The sequence below is a fragment of the Nostoc sp. DSM 114161 genome, from assembly GCF_052692665.1.
The window spans coordinates 7,147,083-7,167,869 of the sequence record NZ_CP195141.1 but is presented as its reverse complement, the minus strand read 5'-3'; the positions used below and the strand labels follow the sequence as shown (position 1 = coordinate 7,167,869).

The window sequence follows — 20,787 nt, the reverse complement described above, 5'->3', positions numbered from 1 at the left end:
TGAGGGATGAAGAGATGAGGAGATGAGGAGATGAGGAGATGGGGAGATAGGGAGGTGGGGAGAGAATCTTACCCTATTACCCATCATCCCATCACCCCATCACCCCATCACCCCACCATCCCATCACCCCATCACCCCATCACCCCATCACCCCATCACCCCATCACCCCATCACCCCATCACCCCCCATGCTCAGTCCCCATTATTTTTAGGAGTTACTCGTGACCACAAGTATTGAAACCTCCTTTCCCGAAGCGCCAACTGCGGCCCCTGTACTAGAAATGCAAGGGATTGGCAAACGATTTCATGGCGTACCTGCTCTGCAAAATGTGAATTTGACCATTTATCCGGGAGAAGTTCACGCTCTCATGGGCGAAAACGGAGCAGGCAAAAGCACATTGATGAAAATCCTCGCCGGGGCTTACATTGCCGATGAAGGCGAGATTCGTATCAATGGTACGCCGGTGAAAATTACCGATCCGGCTTCAGCCCGCAAAGCGGGGATTAACCTGATTTATCAAGAACTGAATGTCGCACCAAATTTAACCGTTACCGAAAATATTTTTATGGGTAGCGAGTTGCAGCGGGGTCAGTTCTTAGACCGCAAAGCGATGGAGGACGAAGCAAAGCTAGTACTCCAAAGCCTGGGGGCAAATTTTACAGCCAATACCATAGTTGGCACCTTATCTATCGCCGAACAGCAGCAGGTAGAAATTGCCAGGGCGCTGAAAGACAACAGTCGGGTTTTAGTGATGGATGAGCCGACAGCAGCGTTATCTGACCGCGAGACTGAGCGTTTATTTCAAGTGATTCGCAGACTGCGAGACGATGGTATTGCCATTATCTACATCAGTCACCGCATGGAAGAAATATATGCATTGGCTGACCGGATTAGCGTGCTGCGCGACGGTCAATACATTGGCAGTCTCACACGGGATGAAATTTCTGCCCAGCGATTAGTGCAGATGATGGTCGGGCGTTCGATGCAAGACTTTTACGAACATCAACGCCAAACCAATCCCGGCCCAGTGGTGTTGGAAGTCAGAAATATCAGCGATGGACGCAAGATTGAACCGGCTAGTTTTCAAATTCGCGCTGGTGAAATTCTTGGTTTAGCAGGGCTGGTGGGTGCTGGGCGCACAGAAGTATCCCGGCTGATTTTTGGTGCCGATCGCAAAGCTAGTGGTGAAGTGTTCCTGAATGGCGTCAAACTGAATATTAATAGCCCCAGTGATGCCATTGCTGCCGGTATCGGTTACGTCCCAGAAGATCGTAAAGACCAGGGTTTATTTCTAGAAATGAGTTCCCGCAAGAATATTGCCTTGAACACACTCAAACAAGATGCCAAGGCAGGAGTTGTCAACTGGGGTTCAGTCAATCGGTTGGCAACGGAAGCAGTGGAAAACTTCAACATCCGACTGGCTAATTTGGAAATTAGAGCCGTGGATCTTTCTGGTGGGAATCAGCAGAAGCTACTGTTAGCGCGTTGGCTAGCGATTAAACCCAGAGTCATCATGCTGGATGAGCCGACACGCGGCGTCGATATCGGTGCTAAGAGCGAGATTTACCGAATTATTAGCGAATTAGCTGCCCAAGGTGTAGCTATTTTAATGGTTTCCAGCGAATTACCAGAAGTGGTTGGGATGAGCGATCGCGTTTTGGTAATGCGAGAAGGACAACTAGTGGGCGAACTTGACGACAGTCCCGGTAAAGAAATTACCCAAGAAAAGATTATGCATTACGCAACAGGAGCATCGGGAGTAGCAGAATCATGAGCCAAACAGTCAGACCTACCAATAGAAATAAAGTTACCAACAATCCAAACGCGCGATCGCCGAGATCCATCGCCAGCTTTCTGGAAGTTGCAGGTATTTTACCAATCCTCGTACTTATCTGTATCTTATTTACCTTCCTTTCGCCCAACTTCCTCACAGGCGGTAACCTCGTTAATATCTTACGGCAAGCATCTATTAACATTGTCCTAGCCACTGGTATGACCTTCGTGATTCTCACCGGAGGCATTGATTTGTCTGTGGGGTCAATATTAGCTGTTTCTGCTGTAGTTGCGTTGATGGTATCGCTAGTTCCGGCTATAGGTTGGGCGGCTTTACCTGCCGGTTTGGTGGCAGGATTGCTTTTAGGCTTAGTCAACGGCGCTTTGATTACCTTTTTGGATGTGCCACCTTTTATTGTCACATTGGGTTCGCTGACTGCTTTACGGGGTGTTGCCTATTTGATTGCCAAGGGAACCACAGTTATTAACCGCGATATCAATTTTGCTTGGATTGGTAATAGTTATATCGGGCCTCTTCCTTGGTTGGTAATCATTGCCTTGCTGACGGTAGCAGCTAGTTGGTTTGTACTGCGGCAGACTGTTTTAGGAGTACAAATCTATGCTGTGGGTGGTAACGAACGCGCAGCAAGATTAACTGGGATTAAAGTTAATCGGGTACTGCTGTTTGTTTATGGCGTGAGTGGATTGCTAGCAGGTTTGGCAGGAACCATGAGTGCCAGCCGTCTTTATAGTGCTAGCGGCTTGTTGGGTCAAGGTTATGAATTAGATGCGATCGCTGCTGTAATTTTAGGTGGAACTAGTTTTACAGGTGGCATTGGCACAATTGGCGGTACTCTTCTCGGTGCGTTAATCATTGCCGTTCTCAACAATGGTTTGACTTTGTTGAATATGTCTTTCTTCTGGCAACTAGTTGTTAAAGGACTAGTAATTATCGTTGCCGTAATGATTGACCGACTCCGCAGACGTTCCAGACGCTAGAAAGATAAAAGTTAAAAGTAAGAATTCAGGATTTAGAAGAGTTGAAAATCAATGGTTATATATCTGCTTGATTCCCTGAAAGTTATCAAGCTTGGTATCTAAACCTTATTAATTCTAAGCTCTGAATTCTTACATAAAAAGTAAAATCAAATAAATTTATGCACTTGAAAGATATTATTTTTTAAATTTTTACTTTTTAGTTATTTCCAGCCTAACAATTCAATAAATTTAAAACACATTAAGTAGGTGGACATAATTATTTAGAAGACGCATTTCGATTTCTCCCAAGGGGAGACGCTACGCCAAGCAAGATCCCGTTCGCCCTTGGCGTTCGCGTTCGCGCAGCGTCTCCGTTAGGAGAAGGGTAGGGTACGCTCAATGCTCGGTAAGCTATTCCTTGAGGGTTGAGCGCAGTCGAAACCCGGCGAGATCGAGTTAGGTTTAATTTAGTCCTTCTACTTATTCACAAAATTCGCCTCATAAAACATACGTTTTAGCCAGTACTAATTTATTTAGTAGAGTAATAATCAGACAACAAGAAATATAAAAATAAATTATAGTTCAGACTTAAAAACATTCTATTCATCAAATGATAAATTTAATCCACGCAATAGTAAATAAGTCATACAAAATTCTGCGTTTTGAATTCTTCTTTATAAAATTTCGCTTCAGCGAATTAGTAAAAATATGAAAATTATCAATACTGCTCTTTGCTCTTATGGCTTGTCCGGCAAGGTATTTAATGCACCATTGATAAATCTGCATCCCGGATTTGAATTAATCGGTTTCTGGGAAAGAAGTAAAAATCTGATACGGGAAGATGCAGATTATAGAAGCGGCTATTAGAAGTAGCGATCGCCAAAAAGTAATAGGTGTTTGAAGAAGAATTCAGGAGTCAGAATACAGAATTTAGAAATTTATCTGGACGTTAATTAATGGTTTCATCCTCAGCATTCAGAATCTAGAATCTTGACTCCTGACTCATGAATTTTGAACCGAGATTTTATCCATATCTGATTCCAGATCGGAGTATATCCAATGCTGAAAAATCTTTTATACAGTTTTCCACTGCTTTTATTATCATGCCCAGCAGTTTGGGCAAATCCATTGAATGATAATTCAAATACTCCAGATGCTAACTTTGGAACCTTACAAGGGCAAGTCACCTCAGTCTCTCAGTTTTCTGATGTCCAGCCGACTGATTGGGCATTTCAAGCACTGCAATCCCTGGTGGAACGTTACGGTTGTATTGCAGGTTATCCCAATTCCACCTATCGCGGTAACCGTGCTTTAACTCGTTACGAATTTGCTGCCGGTTTGAATGCCTGTTTGGATCGGGTTAATGAGTTAATTGCTACGGCTACTGGCGATTTAGTCAGTAAGGAAGATTTGGCAGTGCTGCAAAAATTACAAGAAGATTTCGCGACAGAACTGGCAACTCTACGCGGGCGCGTGGATACCTTAGAAGCACGTGCAGCAACATTAGAGGCGCAGCAGTTTTCCACTACCACTAGGCTGAACGCTCAAATTATTACTGCGATTACCGACACTTTTGGCGACAAAGTGGGAGGCGATCGCGATGAATCCAATACTATCTTTGCGACTCGCGGTCGTTTGAATTTGGAGAGTAGTTTCACGGGTAAAGATTTGTTGCGAGTCCGTCTGGAGTTCGGCAACTTTGTCGATCCCAATGGCATAAGCCAAATTGCAGCAGCCAGCGGTACGCGGATGACACGCCTAAACTTCGACAACGACTTCACCAATACACTCTTTATTCCCCACATTCGTTACTATTTCCCAGTGAGTGATTCCCTTTCGTTCGTTGTCGGTCCTACAGGTATCGGTTACAACGACATCACAGACAACGTAACTCCTGCAACCATTGGCGATGATGGCAACGGGATTCCCTCACTATTTGGTAAGAACAGTTTCCTTTTTGAGCGAGGTGGCGGCGGTGCAGCTCTCAACTGGAGTATCAGAAAGGACTTGGTTCTGACTGTGGGCTACTTAGCAAATAATCCCAATATCCCAACACAGAACAATGGGTTATTTAATGGCGGCTATAACGCTCTTGCCCATCTAGTGTATTACGCCAAACAAGGAGCTATTGGTGTCGCCTACTCTCATGGCTATAATCCTGCTGGCGCCGTTGATGTCACAGCTGGAAGAGGTAGCGTCCTGTCAAGCGCTCCCTTTGGCACGAACATTGCTACTTCTAACACCATTGTCGGGATTCAAGGGTATTATCGGTTTTCGCCAAACTTCCAAATCCACGGTTGGGGTGGATATATCTGGGCAACTGCCAAGAACTCTGGTTTGAGCGATATTTCCAATGGTAGGGGCGGAACGGATTCTTTGTTTGTGAATAATGGCGATAATGCTAATGCCTGGTTTGGAGCGGTTGGCTTGTCCTTTCCAGATGTGGGAGGTAAGGGCAATCTGCCAGGAATTCTCTTTGGTTTGCCACCGCGTATATCTAACAGTGATGTCCGTGAAGAACCAGACAACGCTTACCACATCGAAGCATTCTATCGCTTACGATTAAACGACAACATCTCCGTAACTCCTGGCTTTTGGGTAATTCTCAACCTAGAAAACAACAGCGAAAATGATACTCAATATGTGGGAGTACTTCGCACAACGTTTGATTTTTAAATTGAAAAAGGTATGGGGCATGGGGCATGGGGCATTGGGCAGAAGAGGCAGAGGGGCAGAGGGGCAGAGAGGCGGAGGAGAAAGAACTTGTACAAAAACTCTCCTCTGCTCCCCTGCTCCCCTGCTCCCCATCTCCCTACTCTCCCGTCTTAAATCCACTTAAATATGCTTGTAATTGCTGTGTCAGTTCTGTTGTTTGTTGGAGGGAGTTAGATACGGTATTAGATAAATCTGCGGTGTATTTTAAGCTTTCGGCGATGTGTTGGATCGAAGATGCGATCGCTTGGGAAGTTTCGGTTTGAGATGTTGTTGCCGTAAAAATTGATTGTACTAAATGATTTATCTGTTGAGATACTTCTAAAATATCTTCCAGGCTTAACTTGGCATTTTGTACAATATTTGCTTTTTCTCCTATCTCATTGGTTCCTGATTCTATGGCTTGAACTAATACACTAGTTTCCAATTCCATATCAGTTAAAACGCCTTGAATGTCTTGCGTTGCTTCGGCAGATTGTACGGCTAATTGACTAATTTGTTCTGCTACTTTCACAAAGCTTCGACCGCGATCGCCCATCCATGTGGCTTCGATGCTGGCGTCACCGGCTAACAAGTTAGTTTGGGTGGCGATTTGCCCAATCGTGGATGCTACAGCGGAAATTTTTTGAGAAAATTCACCTAAACTATTGACTTTGTTAGCTATTTGTGAGTTTGTTTGTTGCAAATTCAAAATGCTTTCCGTAGTAAAATCTATTGCTGCCTTGGCTGTTTCTGCTGTGTTAGTAGTAGTGACGGCTATTTCTTGTAGTTGTTGAGTGCTATCTGCGACTTTTTGAATCCAGAAATTCAGATTATCTACTTCTTGAAGGGTATAGTTAATCTGTTCTACTTGTTTGAGTGCTTCATTTTCCACTTGCTCGATGACAGCATTTTCGCTAAGGAAAACATTCATTTGGTAAGCAATTTGTTGGACTTGAGTAACAATTCGCCACAGGGTATAAATGATGGTATCAATAACATTAGCTAAGATTCCAACTTCACCTATTGTCACTTGAGAACGAACAGTTAAATCTCCTTGCAAGACCTCGTTAACATCAGAAATAAGTTGTCGCAGTTGCTCTTGGAGAACTTGTTGACTGCGCCTTAATTCTTCTTCTATTTCCTTGCGCGAGGTAATTTCAACTAGCACGGCAACAAAGTTGATTGTTTGTCCAAATACATCTGGAACGGGAGAAACAGTTAATTCACACCAGAAGTAACTTCCATTTTTGCGATAACTTTTCAGCACAACTTGGCATTCTTTTGAACCCTCCATTGCCTCGTCTAATTCTGCAATAGTATCTGGATTTGTGTCAGACCCTTGAAGAAATTTATAGTTACATTCGAGTAACTCATCAGATGAATAGCCTGTAATTTTTTCCAAGGCAGCATTGCAAAATATAATTGGATTTGTTACCTGACGTGGATCGGTAATGAATATACCGTTACTCGCTGAAGCGATCGCCCGATCGCGAAGCCGCAAAACTTTCTGCGTTTGCTCAAGTTCAGCCACTAAACTCGCCTGTTCTAAAGCGATACCAACTTGAATTGCTAATTGTTTAAATAAATTAATTTCATATCTGTGCCAATAGCGAGTTGTAGAACATTCATGGGCACACAATAAACCGACAAGTTGATTGTTATGAATAATCGGTGCAATCAAATTTGCCTTGATTTGAAAACCTTCGAGAATTTCTCGGTGACATTCCGTAAAACCAGCTGCATAAATATCATTGGTTGCTCGGACTCGACCATTTTTGTACATTTCAATATAGTCTTCCCGGAATGGGTCATTGACCGTTTTTCCTAAGGTTTTCGTCCAACCTTGGGCAACGGACTCAGCGATGATAGTGCCACTCCAGTCAGTATTGAAACGATACATCACCACACGGTCTGTTTTCAATGCTTGACGAAGTTCCTGGACAGTTGTGTTGATGACATCATCTAATTTTAGCGATCGCCGAATTCTTAAGGTAATTTCTGTAAATAACTGTGAAAGTTTGGTTTCGGCTTCTTGCTGTGCCAAAAGCTTTGTTTGGGCAGACAAACGCCGATCTATAAACGAAGTCAGCAGCGCAAAACCGAGAATCACAAATGTAGCAGTACCAATAGAAATACCTAGCAAAGTTAGCGAATCATTCGTTGTTGCTAGTCCAGAAATTGCTATTGGGTTAGTCGGCATAAATTTAACAGCCGCCATCCCTGTATAATGCATTCCAGCGATCGCTCCGCCCATGACGATAGCACTGCCAATCTTTGCCAACCAGTCAGTTGTACTCGTTGGCGTGCGTAAATGAAACGCAATATTGAGTGCTAAAATCGACGCGCCGATGGCGATGGCGATAGAAAGTATAAACAGCACTGGGTTGTATGTAGCGGTTGCTTCCATCCGCATCGCCAGCATTCCGATGTAGTGCATCGAGGCGATACCAATACCCATTAACGTCCCACCACCCAGCAATTGCCAAATGCTTAACACTGGTTGGCTGGCTAGGAAAAGTGCGCCTCCTGAAGCAATAACCGCAGGTAGCATAGAAACCAGCACGATCGACATATCATAGGCGATCGGCGTTGCCATACTGAAAGCTAGCATCGCCACAAAGTGCATCGACCAAATACCGATTCCCATAACCATTGCGCCGCCAATTAACCAAGCGACTTTCGCCGATGCTTTGGCTGCTGTTACCCTTGCAGCCAAATCGAGAGCAGTATATGAGGCGAAGATGGCGATCGCAATTGAAAGTATTATCAGGCGTAGGTCGTACATGCTACTCATATTTGGAAGTGTGGGGGCAGGGGAGGCAGGGGGGGCAGGGGAGGCAGGGGAGACAAGGAGTGTGGGGAGTGTGGGGAGAGAGGGGGGAAAGATTTCTTCCCCATCCTCCCACATCTCCCACACCTCCTGTTTGCCCAATGCCCAATTCCCAATTCCTAATAAGAATTACAAATTCCTATAGCTCCACCGCTCTCCATATCTATCTCAGTATGTTAATCAAAAGTGAAATTCATGATATTCTCATACTTAGATACTCCAAATAAGTGTGCAGCTAATAAATGCCCTATTTGTTTAGAACAAATTAATAATTTATATCAAAAAGTATGCACTGCCAAAGTTTTCAAAACAGGCAGTTGTAGATTGTTATTTATAAAGAGTGCTTCCAAACAAACCTAAGTCAAGAAAACGTTATGATATCAACACTTTTGAGCGATCGCTATCGCATTATTAGCGTACTTGGAACTGGTGGATTTTGCGAAACATTCTTAGCGGAAGATACCCAAATGCCTTCGGGGCGACGCTGTGTAATTAAGCAACTCAAGCCAGTTACCGACAACCCAGAGGTTTACCAGGTGGTACAAAGGCGATTTCAAAGAGAAGCCGCTATTTTAGAAGATCTGGGAGGATCGAGCGAGCAAATTCCCACTTTGTACGCCTACTTTCAAGCCGATGGTCAATTTTACCTCGTACAGGAATGGGTTTCTGGACAAACGTTAAACCAATACGTAAAACAAAACGGTTGTTTGAGCGAAAGTGAAGTAATTCCCATTTTAATCAGTCTGTTGAAAGTGCTGGACTTTGTACATACCAAAGGCATCATCCACCGCGATATTAAACCAGACAATATTATTCTGCGTTCATCTGATGGCAAACCAATTTTAATTGATTTTGGTGCAGTGCGAGAAACGATGGCAACAGTCATGTATCCAGAAGGCACTGTTAGTAATTCAATGATTATTGGTACGCCAGGTTTTATGCCTAGCGAACAAGCAGCAGGACGCCCAGTTTTTGCCAGTGACTTGTATAGCTTGGCGCTAACAGCTATTTTCTTGTTGATGGGAAAATTGCCCTACGAATTGATGACAGATTCTTATACTGGAGAGCATGTTTGGGATAGGGAAGCCATCAGTCCCAATTTGATGGAAGTTTTAAAAAAAGCAACTCAATTTGATGTTAGAGAGCGCTATTTCACTGCTAAAGAAATGCTGGATGCCTTGCAAAACATTGCCACTTCAGCTGCACCAAAAGTACCGATGTACAGTCAACTCTCTGCTTTGACTAATTCTGTAATCCGCTTGCCAGCGGCTCAAAGCAGCAAACAAAACGCTATTTTTATTGGCAGTACTTTAATCGGCGGTGGATTAATCGGTGCATCGGTGATTATTGGACTTTTATTAGCAAACTCTCCCCAATCTGGGACATATCAAGAAGCTAGATCCTCTATAATTCCAAAAACAGAAACTCATGAAAATTCTTCCTTGTCTCTTCCACCGGGAGCAGCAAATTATCAAATAGGGACAATCCGGGAATCACCAATTACAAACGCCGCTAATCTATCTAATTCTTTTTATTTCGTAGCAAATTCTAGTTTGCCAAATTTGCAAGCTGCCATTAAGCAAGTAAAAATTTTACAATCCCAAGGAATTAGTCAATCAGGAGTGTTCTGGATACCAGATTACCCCAATTTATCAGATAAGAAAAATTCCTTTATAGTTTATGTAGCCACCTTTCAAGACCGCCCCAATTGCATTAATTTTCTCAAAAATTACGGACAAATCAATCCACAAGCATATTGCGCCTTTGCTAGTAAAGATTTAAATGCACCTATGGCTAAAGTGTCTTTTAAGGAAATAAAATAAAACAGAATTGAGAATTAATAATTAAACAAAGTATTACAGCCGCAGTCATATCTCGGTGGAGACACCGAGTTTTTGAAAATATTAAATAGAAGGCAGGATAGCGCAGCGTTAGCGAGTCAGCGAGCGTCGCCAGAAGAGAAAAGCCAGTTTTTATCGGCGTTTTAAACTTTTGTATTTTACATTTAATTCTGTCTACTTAGTTACCATATCCGGGCAGTTAAGCATAATACCCAAAACCTCACCCCGCTAAAGCACAGGTTTAGCGGGGTGAGGTTCTTTTATTAAAAGTAATTTCACGGAGATGATATTACTGAATGTTTAAGTATAATATTGCTCGCAACTGGAATAGTGAATTTTGAGTAATAAATATGATCGAGTTTGCCGCCATTACTTCAGTGATTAGTAAATATGCTCCGCAAGCTAGTCAACTAATCATTAAACAAGCTCAAAAAAACGAAGCTGTTATCAGAATTTTACAAGAATTAAAACTCAATCCTACGCAAATTCCCGATGATATTGATGGGGTTTATGCTTACACTCTAGTCAAATATGGCGTATTTAAGCCTGGAGCAATTTTAAATTTGTTTCGAGAGAAAGTAGTCAAAGATTATTTTTGGAACGCTTACAGTAATAATGCTGCTTTTCAGTTTGTAGAGAATACCAAAAAGTTTATTAATCAAAATAACGAACTAAAAACGCAAATAATCAATGCAAAAATTAACTTTTTAGCTGAACTAGAAGAATTTGGCGAAGCTTTTATTGCAGTTGCTAAACAAACCAAAAACTCCAAATATCAGCCTTATCCAGATTGGAATTTAGATGTTTATCCCAAAGAGTTTAAAGCCTTAATCTTTGAAAAGACTCGGTTATTTTGCGGGCGTGATTTTGTTTTCGATGCGATTAAAAAATTCTTCACAACTCAACCCAAGGGTTATTTTACAGTGATTGGGGATGCAGGGATGGGAAAAAGTGCGATCGCTGCTAAATACATCTTAGCTACTAAATTTCCTTGCTATTTTAATGTATTCGCAGAAGGGCGCAACAAACCAGAGCAGTTTTTAGCCAGTATTCGCCAACAGTTAATTAAGCGTTATTCTCTCCAAAATGCAGACAACGCCGATTTAAGAACTTTACTGCAAAAAACCAGTGAAGAACTCAAAGGACAAAAACTTGCCATTATTGTTGATGCACTAGATGAAGTAGAACAAGAGGGAAATGGTAATCTTTTAGATTTACCACAAAATCTTCCTGAAGGAATTTATTTTTTACTCACAAGAAGACCTTATAATCAAGAAACCAAAAGGTTAACTTTGTCTCCAGATACTCCTGGAGACGAATTAGATTTAACAAAAAGTGATTATTCAGCTTTGAGTCAGGAAGATGTCAAAGAATATATTCATTTATTTTTACAGAATGATAATAAACTGAGAGCTTGGATTCAGCAACGCAATATTTCTGAGGATACTTTTACTCAGGAAATAGCTGTCAAGAGTGAAAATAATTTTATATATTTGCGCTATCTATTACCTGGAATCTCTGAAGGTAAATATAATGATTTAACTTTGAAGGGATTGCCACAAGGTCTTCAGGACTATTATACGACTCATTGGCATCGTATGGGAATGGATAAAGAATCCAATGAAAAGAAGGTCAAAACACTCTATATATTAGTAGAAAGAGGCGAACCTATATCTCTAAACATGATTGCGGAAATTCTAGATGAGGATGAATATGAGGTGAAATTGGTGTTAAATGATTGGATTGAGTATGTAACGCCGAAAGTAAATGCTGATGAAGAAAAAACTTACTACAGTATTTATCACCGCAGTTTTCTAGAATTTCTTAAAGGGCAAGATAAATTAGGTAAAGGTCGAAAACTGTTTAGAGAAGTTAATAAGGCTATGGCTGATTATATGCTGAAGGAGATGGAATAAATGGGGGGACTTTCCACTAAGTTAGCATCAAAACCAGCCGAGTTTCAAGATTTTTTTCTCGGTCAATTTCCCGAACAACAATTAAAAGCAGGTAATTCGGAAAAGTATTATCAAACTCTCATAGATTTTGATTTTATTTCTCTAAAAATTCAATATCCTAAATTTGGAGTTGAACCTCTGATTAGAGATTATGCTTTGATTGATGACCCAGAGATATTGGAGAATTTAGAACCAGATGAAAAACTAGAAACCGAACAAATCAAAATCCTGAAATTAATTCAACGTGCGCTACAGTTATCAGCTCATGTTTTGAATCAAGACCCTAATCAATTAGTAGGGCAATTATGGGGAAGGTTGCAGTGTTTTCAACAGCCAGAAATTCAGAAAATATTGGCAGATGCAGCACAAAATAAAAGTGAAGTTCTTCGATTTCGTCCGATTACAGCCAGCTTAACTACTCCAGGCGGAAATCTCCTGCGTACTCTGACTGGTCATAACGGTGGAGTAAATGCAGTAGCAATTACTCCCGATGGCAAACAAGCTCTTTCCGGTTCATTTGACAAGACTGTAAAATTGTGGGATTTAGACACAGGAAAAGAAATTTCCAGCTTCACTGGCCATAACGATTTGGTAGGTACAGTAGCAATAACTCCTGATGGCAAAAAAGCTGTTTCTGGTTCTCATGACAGCACCTTGAAACTATGGAATTTAGAGATAGGCAAGGAAATTTTCACCTTTACTGGTCATAACGGCTGGGTGATAGGAGTGGCAATAACTCCTGATGGTAAAAAAGCTATTTCTGGTTCTCAGGACAACACTCTGAAGTTATGGGATTTAGAGACAGGCAAGGAAATTTTTACCCTTACTGGTCATAAAGCTCTCGTAGAGACAATAGCGATCGCCTCTGATGGTAAAAAAGCCCTTTCTGGTTCTCAGGACAACACTCTGAAGTTATGGGATTTAGAAATAGGCAAGGAAATTTGTACACTTACTGGTCATAGCAACTCGGTAAATGCAGTAGCAATGACTCCTGATGCCAAAAAAGCTCTTTCTGGCTCATCTGACACAACCTTGAAACTATGGGATTTAGAGACAGGAAAAGAAATCTCTACTCTCACTGGTGATAACGACTGGATACAGGCAGTAGCAATAACCCCTGATGGCAAAAAAGCTGTTTCTGGTTATTTGGATAAAACTAGCTTAAAACTTTGGGATTTAGACACAGGTAAAGAAATCTCAAACCTCAATGGTCATAACGACTCGATAAGAGCATTGGCAATAACCACAGATGGAAAAAAAGCCGTTTCCGCTTCTGATGACCAAACTCTGAAACTTTGGGATTTAGAGATGGGAGAAGAAACCTCTCACCTCACTGGCCATAACGCTCCAGTAAATACAGTAGCTATCATTTTGGATGGCAAAAAAGCTGTTTCTAGTTCTTATGACAAAACTTTGAAACTCTGGGATTTAGATACAGGAAAGGAAATTTCTACTTTGTCTTTTAGTCATAAAGACTGGGTAAGTGCAGTAGCAATAACCCCTGACGGCAAAAAAGCTCTTTCTGGTTCATCTGACAAAACCTTGAAACTTTGGGATTTAGAGACAGGAAAAGAAATCTCTACCTTTCCTTCGGAACGCTACGCGAACACTGGTCATAACTCTCCGGTAAATAAAGTAGCGATCGCCTCCGATGGGAAAAAAGCTATTTCTGGTGATGAAGAGCGCACGATTAAGGTTTGGAATTTAGAGACAAAAGAAGAAATCTCTATTTTCAGTGGACATCAAAGCCCTATCCAGACATTATCTATTACGACCGATGGAAAAAAAGCTGTTTCTAGTTCTTATGATAAGACAATAAAATTGTGGAATTTAGACACAGGAGAGGAAATCTATACTTTAGTTTTAGATAATAACGACTGGTTCAATACAGTAGGCATCACGACCGATAGTAAAAAAATCGTTTCGGTTTCTGGCGACGACACGATAAAACTGTGGGATTTAGAAACAGGAGAGGAAATCTATACTTTGGTTTTTGGCGATCGCGACTGGGTACAGGCAGTATGTATCACCCATGATGGCAAAAAAGCCATTTTTGCTTGCCATGACAACACCCTGAAATTGTGGGATTTAGAGACAAGAAAGGAAGTTTCTACTTTTATTGGTGATAGTTCTATATTTTGTTGTGCAGTTTCCCCAGATGGATTGACAATTGTAGCTGGAGAAAAATCAGGGCGCGTTCATTTTCTAAGTTTAGAAGGTGATTAAAAAAATGAATACGATCGCCCCAAATACAATTAATATCCCCAGCTATACCCCGGAATTTCAGCAAATATTTATTGCCAAAAATTACACCTTTGTCGCTAGGTTTATAGAATTTATCAAAAAACAATACAAACTAGATAAAGGTCAAAGCTTTTTGAAAGTTTTTAATCAGGCTATGGCTAATTATCCTCTTAAGGAGATGGTATAACATGGGGGTGATTGCAAGTAAATTAGCATCAAAGTCCGCAGAATTTCAAAATTTATTTTTGGGTCAATTCCCCGAACAACAATTAAAAGCAGGCAACTCGGAAAAGTATTATCAAACTCTCACAGATTTTGATTTTATCTCTTTGAAAATTCAATATACTAACTTTGGGGTAGAAGCCCTAATTCTCGATTATGCTTTGATTGACGCTCCAGAAATATTGGAGAATTTAGAAGCAGATGAAAAACTAGAAACTGAACAAATCAAAACCCTGAAATTAATTCAACGTGCGCTAGATCTATCAGCCCATATTTTGAATCAAGACCCAAATCAATTAGTAGGGCAACTATGGGGAAGATTAGAGAGTTTTCCTCAGCCAGAAATTCAGAAAATCTTGGCAGATGCAGCACAAAGTAAAACTGAAAATATCCGCTTACGTCCCATTACAGCCAAATTAACCACTCCTGGTGGAAACTTACTGCGTACCCTGACTGGTCATAACGCTTCGGTACGAGCAGTAGCCATCGCCCCCGATCGCAAAACAGCCGTTTCTGCTTCTGAGGACAACACCCTAAAAGTGTGGGATTTGAATACGGGAATAGAAATCTTTACCCTGACTGGTCATAGTGGTTCGGTAATAGCAGTAGCCATCACCCCAGATGGCAAAACAGCCATTTCTGCTTGTGAGGACAACACCCTGAAACTCTGGGATTTACAGCAGGGAACAGAAATCTCCACCTTGACCGGTCATAGCGGTTCGGTACTAGCAGTAGCCATCGCCCCAGATGGCAAAACAGCCGTTTCTGCTTCATATAGCTCGTGGAGTTTGACTTTTCAGGTGTGGGATTTGAATACGGGAATAGAAATCTCTACCTTGAGTGGTGATGACTTGCGGGTAAATGCAGTAGCCATCACCCCAGATGGCAAAACAGCCGTTTCTGCTTGTGAGGACAACACGCTTCAGGTGTGGGATTTGCACGCAGGAAAGCAAATCTCTACCCTGAGTGGCGATCGCAAATCGCTAACAGCAGTAGCCATAACCCCAGATGGCAAAACAGCCGTTTCTGCTTCACATGACTGGAACTGGACTCTTCAGGTATGGGATTTACAGCAGGGAATAGAAATCTCTAACCTGGCTAGTCATCATGACGGTTCGGTGAAAGTAGTAGCCATAACCTCAGATGGCAAAACAGCCATTTCTAGTTCATTTGGCGACACCCTGAAAGTATGGGATTTGCACGCAGGAAAGCAAATCTCTACCCTAACTGGTCACAATAAAAATGTAAATGCAATAGCCATAACCCCAGATGGCAAAACAGTCGTTTCTGCTTCTGAAGACAAGACCCTGAAGGTGTGGAATTTGCAGCAAGGAAAGGAAATCTCTACACTAAGCGGCCATAAAACATGGGTACTAGCAGTAGCAATCTCCCCAGATAGAAAAATAGCCGTTTCTGGTTCTGATGCCGAAATTATGAAGTTGTGGGATTTGCAGACAGGAAAGCAAATATCTAACCTGACTGATGATAACGGTTCGGTAGATTTTAGCAAAACAACTTTTTCTCGTTATCAAAACACCCTGAAGGTATGGGATTGGGAGAAGGGAACAGAAATCTTTACTCTCACTGGTCATGACGCAAGGGTCAGTGCAGTAGCCATAACCCCAGATGGCAAAACAGCTGTTTCTGGTTCTTATGACAACACCTTGAAGGTGTGGGATTTGGAGCAGGGAACAGAAATCTCTACTCTCAGTGGTTATGACGAAAGGGTCAGTGCAATAGCCATAACCCTAGATGGCAAAACTGCCGTTACTGGTTCTTATCAAACGCTAAAGGTATGGGATTTGAATAGGGGAACAGAAATCTCTACCCTGACTAGTCATAATGATTGGGTACAAGCAGTAGCAATCTCCCCAGATGGCAAAACGGTGGTTTCTGGCTCTTGTGACAACACCCTGAAAGTATGGGATTTGAATAGGGGAACAGAAATCTTTACCCTGACTGGTCATAACGACTGGGTACAAGCAGTAGCCATTACCCCGGATGGCAAAACAGCTGTTTCTGGTTCGCGTGACAACACCTTGAAGGTGTGGAATTTACACACAGCAAAGGAAATCTTTACTCTGAGTGGTCATAACGACTCGGTAAAGACACTAGCTATTACTCCCGATGGTAAAAAAGTCGTTTCTGGTTCTGTTGACACCACGCTGAAGCTGTGGGATTTGGAGAAGGGAACGGAAATCTCTACTTTTATTGGCGAACATTCTATAGATTGCTGTGCAATTTCCCTAGATGGATTGACAATTGTTGCAGGAGAATTATCCGGTCAAGTTCATATCCTATTGTTGGAAGGTGGTTAAAAAATGAATAATATCACCGAAAATACAATTCATATCCCCAGATATCCCCCAGAATTTCAGCAAATCATTACCGCCAAAAGTCACAACTTTGTCGGTCGTGAATTTGTCTTTGCTGCGATCGATAACTTTCTCCATCAATCTGACCGAGGTTACTTTACTATTATCGGCGATCCTGGGATTGGAAAAAGTGCCATTCTTGCCCATTATGTGAGCCAAAATCCCGGCGTTGTCTATTACAATATCGAAATTGCCGGAAAAAATCGCGTTGAGGAATTTCTGACGACGATTTGCACTCAATTAATAGAAATTGCCCAAAGTCAAGGTAGTAAAAATATTGCTGATAGTTTGACAAACTCTACCACAGAAAATAGTGCTTTTTTATCATCGTTACTACAACAAATCAGCGATAGATTGCATCCAGAGCAACGATTAATTATTACTATTGATGGCTGCGACAAAATTGATATTAACAATCAACCACGCGGCTCAAATATTTTCTATCTACCCCGATATCTGCCAGAAAAGGTTTATTTTATCCTCACTCGTCGTCCGTTTCTCACAGATAAATCGGGTTTATTAATTGAAGCTCCAGCCCAATCTTTAGATTTATCAGCCTACTCTGAACAAAATCGCGCTGATATTCATGAATATATTAAAAACTATTTAAATACTCAGGATATTAACCATCATTTAGTAACACTGATTAGCCAAGATGAAACAAATTTCATGTATGTTAGTGAAATCTTGAGGGCTATTAATCAAGATATTTATCCCAAAAAATTACAACTCTATTACCAAAATCACTTAAACAAGATGAATTTAGCAACCAGCCAGCACCCAACTATGGCTTTACAGATGTTAAATATCTTAGTTAAAGAGCAACCAATCTCAATAGAGATGATAGCAGAAAAATTAGATGAGGATGAATATGAAATCAAGGTAATTTTGGATCAATGGCGAGAGTTTTTGCATTTAGAATCAATAGCAGCACAAATAAATTATAGTCTTTATCATGCTAGTTTTCGTGATTGGTTGAGGCAAAAAACACTATAAGCAGCGAGAGTCAGCAGATCCCCGACTTTTCAAAGAAGTCGGGGATCTAAATTTCCACGAATGATTAGGTAAGGCTATATTCTATTTCACTTCATTAGCGATAATTCCAATTAAATTCAACTTACTTAAGATTTCAATAGCTTGAATTAATTGAGTTTGCTTTACTTTACCCATGCGCTCTACCATGACGATCGCGTTGCAAAAAGATGCGATAATCCTAGCATCAACCGTGGGTAAAATTGATGGAGCATCTATCAGTACTAAGTCATAATTTTCTTCAAATAACTCAATTAGTTCTTTCATTCTTTGAGAACTTAGCAGCTTCACTCTATCTTCTGGAACGGGGCCAGCAGTCAAAACATCAATGAATGGGTGAATCGGCTGAATGTAATCTTGAAAATTACTAGTTGTCTCATCAACTAATAACAAAGATAATCCCCAATCATTGGTGAGTTCTAATACTTTGTGCAGGTTAGGATTTTGTAAGTTAGCATCAATTACTAATACCCGTCGATGCATTCGGGTTGCACTAGCCACTAGTCCTAATATTAAAGTTGTTTTCCCTTCTCCTGGTAATGCTGAAGTCAACATCAACGACTTGAAAGGCAAAGGATATTTGAATATTTTAATGTTTTGGTAGATCATGTCCAAATTTTCATGGACAGGCAACTTGGCGCTGGGTTCTACCATAGCAGGAGGTAAACTGCGTTGCTGATTCCAAGATCGATTTAAAAGACGCTTTTTAGGATGAAGCGATCGCAATTTTGGTACCGTTCCCAATACGCGCAGATTTGTCAGTTTTTTGAAATCTGCCTCACTATAAATAGTGTCATTAAACTTAAACAAAATCAAGGCTACTAAAATACCTAAAACTGGCCCAATTACTCCTCCTCCAAGCAAATATAATAATTTGTTATTCTCTACATAAGTACCTAAAGCAGGTTCTTCCAAAACTTGCCAGTTATATCCTTCCTGAGAAATTTTCATTCCCAAGGACTGTTGTGCCTGAAGTAATTGTTCGAGGGTTTTATGGCTAGTTTCTACCTTTTGTCGCAGACGATTATATTCAGTTGTTAAGTTAGGATATTTGTCTAATTCCGAACGAAGTCGCTGTTCTGATTGCACTAAACTTTTTTCATTAGCAGTTAGCCCTAAAACATTTGTTTGTAGCAGAATTAACTCGTCTATTAGCTTGGGTTCAACTCCGACTATTCCGGCTTGTAAAAGTTTTTCGTCCTTGCCAGCGTTAGTGATATTTTTCACTTCCTGCCGTAACAATGTTAGTTGGTTTTGGCGTTGCTGTTTGAGTTTTTCTACTGATGGATAATCATCTGTATAACGCAACCGTTCCTTAGCCAGCGCTAGTTCTGTTTTTTGAATTTCATTTAATAGGATTTGGTAACGACTTGATTGATTTAGGCGAGAAGAAAGTTGGGCATTCTGTTGGGAAGAAGATGCTATTTCTTGTTGTAGGCTATCGTAGCGAGCGTTAACATCTTGAAGCTGGGCGCGGGTGTTTTGTAGCTGTTGTTGAATGTCAGCCAAAGATTCTAGCACGATTTTACTTTGTGCTTCCGGATCGACTAAATTATGTTTTTTGCGAAACTGTTCTAAATTTTTATCAGCTTGACTGACTTCTTTTTTGATTTCAGGGAGGCGGGTATTCACAAAAGCCAGTCCCCGATCTAAACGCTCTTTTTGTTGTTCTTTATTGTAATTTTGATAGACTTTTTGTAAAGCTTGAAGTATTCTTTGTGCTTTAACTGGATCGCCATCACTAAAAGAAACTTCAAATACTTGACTAAAAACTGGCTCTGCTGTTGTATTTACCTCTTCTGGAGCGACTTTTAGAGGTGCTTGTTTGGTATATTCTTTTTGACCTTTGAGATATTCTAAGGTGATATCTGGATAATTAGAATGAAGTAAATCTACAGCTTTTTGAAGTAGCTTGGAACTCAGCATGAGTTTCATCTGAGTACTGTAATCAATACTTTTAGTGTCTGTGTCTTGTGTAATATTATTTGACTGCGCTCCTTGAGATAAATTGGAACTCACCAATATTTGCATGGAACTTTGATAATTAGATTTGGCAGTGACAGCAAAGAAGCTGGCAACCGACATAACTACACACCAAACCCCCAAAATCACAAAGCGTTGACGAAGCAAAATAGTAGGTAGTTGTCTGATGTTAAACCTGCTTTGTACTGAGGTGATAACTTCTTGGTCTTGATTCAGACTAGTTTTAACCACTATCAAACTCCTCTAATATCGAAAAAATTTATTTCTAAGATTGCGATCGCCATTTTTTAAAATGATTTTTTACACCTACAAAATATAAAAAATACTTAATTTTTGTCCGCAGATTAAACCACTTGAAACGATCTTATGTCAACTAACGTTTTCATGTTCATGAATTCATGCATATAAATTTTCAATCAGTACTAAAACAAGCTTTTTTCAATAAATCTTTATTTAAAGAATAAAAATCTTGATAAAAAATTAATTATTTTTCTGAGTTATTTAACTAGACGCTGTTGTAATTTAGCACATTACTAATAGCTAGCAACGTAATTTTTTTAACTTGTAAGGTCTTACGCACACTCTAGGATTCTTCTGTAGGAGACGCTTTGCGAACGGTAGGCTGTGCCTAGCTTGCTTCTCGATTAGGAGTACAGCAAGTCACAAACCGTCTAGGATAAATGAAGCTTTCTAGGGATTTTTGCGTAAATCCTACTTGTAATATAGACTTATATTTGATTTTTGAAAAAAATTCACTACAGTTAATCTTCTATAGCATTTATTGTTTGAATGCAGTACACCACGGTGAACAGTAGGGGTACAGCAATGCTCACTGGTGTCAACTTAAGTTAAAACTCTT

The 20,787-nt window shown here is 40.7% G+C and carries 11 protein-coding genes; 9 read left to right on the top strand and 2 right to left on the bottom strand.

Annotated elements, in window-relative coordinates; genetic code table 11:
- The first annotated feature begins 221 nt into the window (after positions 1-221).
- The 3 genes from NSTC745_RS29785 to NSTC745_RS29775 all read left to right on the top strand — a co-directional run bounded on the left by NSTC745_RS29785 (position 222) and on the right by NSTC745_RS29775 (position 5,428).
- On the top strand, positions 222-1,775 hold the full coding sequence (locus NSTC745_RS29785; protein ID WP_445634224.1) for a sugar ABC transporter ATP-binding protein: 1,554 nt from the start codon (positions 222-224) through the stop codon (positions 1,773-1,775).
- Complete coding sequence (locus NSTC745_RS29780; protein ID WP_445634223.1) at positions 1,772-2,773, top strand: ABC transporter permease subunit; 1,002 nt, start codon at positions 1,772-1,774, stop codon at positions 2,771-2,773. The genes NSTC745_RS29785 and NSTC745_RS29780 overlap by 4 nt, the downstream gene beginning before the upstream one ends.
- A 1,038-nt stretch (positions 2,774-3,811) precedes the next feature.
- Entirely contained in the window at positions 3,812-5,428 is a 1,617-nt protein-coding gene (locus NSTC745_RS29775) for an iron uptake porin (RefSeq protein WP_445634222.1), read from the top strand.
- Between the two features lie 136 nt (positions 5,429-5,564).
- On the opposite strand, the gene NSTC745_RS29770 is transcribed toward NSTC745_RS29775, so the two are convergent.
- Positions 5,565-8,231 (bottom strand): MHYT domain-containing protein, encoded by a 2,667-nt coding sequence (locus NSTC745_RS29770; protein WP_445634221.1) that lies wholly within the window; start codon positions 8,229-8,231, stop codon positions 5,565-5,567.
- A 419-nt stretch (positions 8,232-8,650) separates the two neighbouring features.
- Between NSTC745_RS29770 and NSTC745_RS29765 the strand changes: the two genes are divergently transcribed.
- From NSTC745_RS29765 to NSTC745_RS29740, 6 genes are all read left to right on the top strand, one after another.
- A complete protein-coding gene (locus NSTC745_RS29765) occupies positions 8,651-10,099 on the top strand; it encodes a protein kinase domain-containing protein (RefSeq protein WP_445634220.1) in 1,449 nt (482 codons plus the stop codon).
- A 368-nt stretch (positions 10,100-10,467) separates the two neighbouring features.
- Entirely contained in the window at positions 10,468-12,033 is a 1,566-nt protein-coding gene (locus tag NSTC745_RS29760; RefSeq protein ID WP_445634219.1) for an NACHT domain protein, read from the top strand.
- Positions 12,034-14,298, top strand: a complete 2,265-nt coding sequence (locus tag NSTC745_RS29755; protein ID WP_445634218.1) for a WD40 repeat domain-containing protein — start codon at positions 12,034-12,036, stop codon at positions 14,296-14,298.
- A gap of 4 nt (positions 14,299-14,302) precedes the next feature.
- On the top strand, positions 14,303-14,503 hold the full coding sequence (locus NSTC745_RS29750) for a hypothetical protein (protein ID WP_445634217.1): 201 nt from the start codon (positions 14,303-14,305) through the stop codon (positions 14,501-14,503).
- A gap of 1 nt (position 14,504) precedes the next feature.
- Positions 14,505-16,856 carry a WD40 repeat domain-containing protein gene (locus NSTC745_RS29745; protein ID WP_445634216.1) on the top strand — a complete coding sequence of 784 codons (2,352 nt, stop codon included), beginning with the start codon at positions 14,505-14,507 and terminating at the stop codon, positions 16,854-16,856.
- A gap of 3 nt (positions 16,857-16,859) precedes the next feature.
- Positions 16,860-17,909 carry an AAA family ATPase gene (locus tag NSTC745_RS29740; RefSeq protein ID WP_445634215.1) on the top strand — a complete coding sequence of 350 codons (1,050 nt, stop codon included), beginning with the start codon at positions 16,860-16,862 and terminating at the stop codon, positions 17,907-17,909.
- Positions 17,910-17,990: 81 nt separating this feature from the next.
- On the opposite strand, the gene NSTC745_RS29735 is transcribed toward NSTC745_RS29740, so the two are convergent.
- A complete protein-coding gene (locus NSTC745_RS29735; RefSeq protein ID WP_445634214.1) occupies positions 17,991-20,159 on the bottom strand; it encodes a GumC family protein in 2,169 nt (722 codons plus the stop codon).
- Positions 20,160-20,787: the final 628 nt, after the last annotated feature.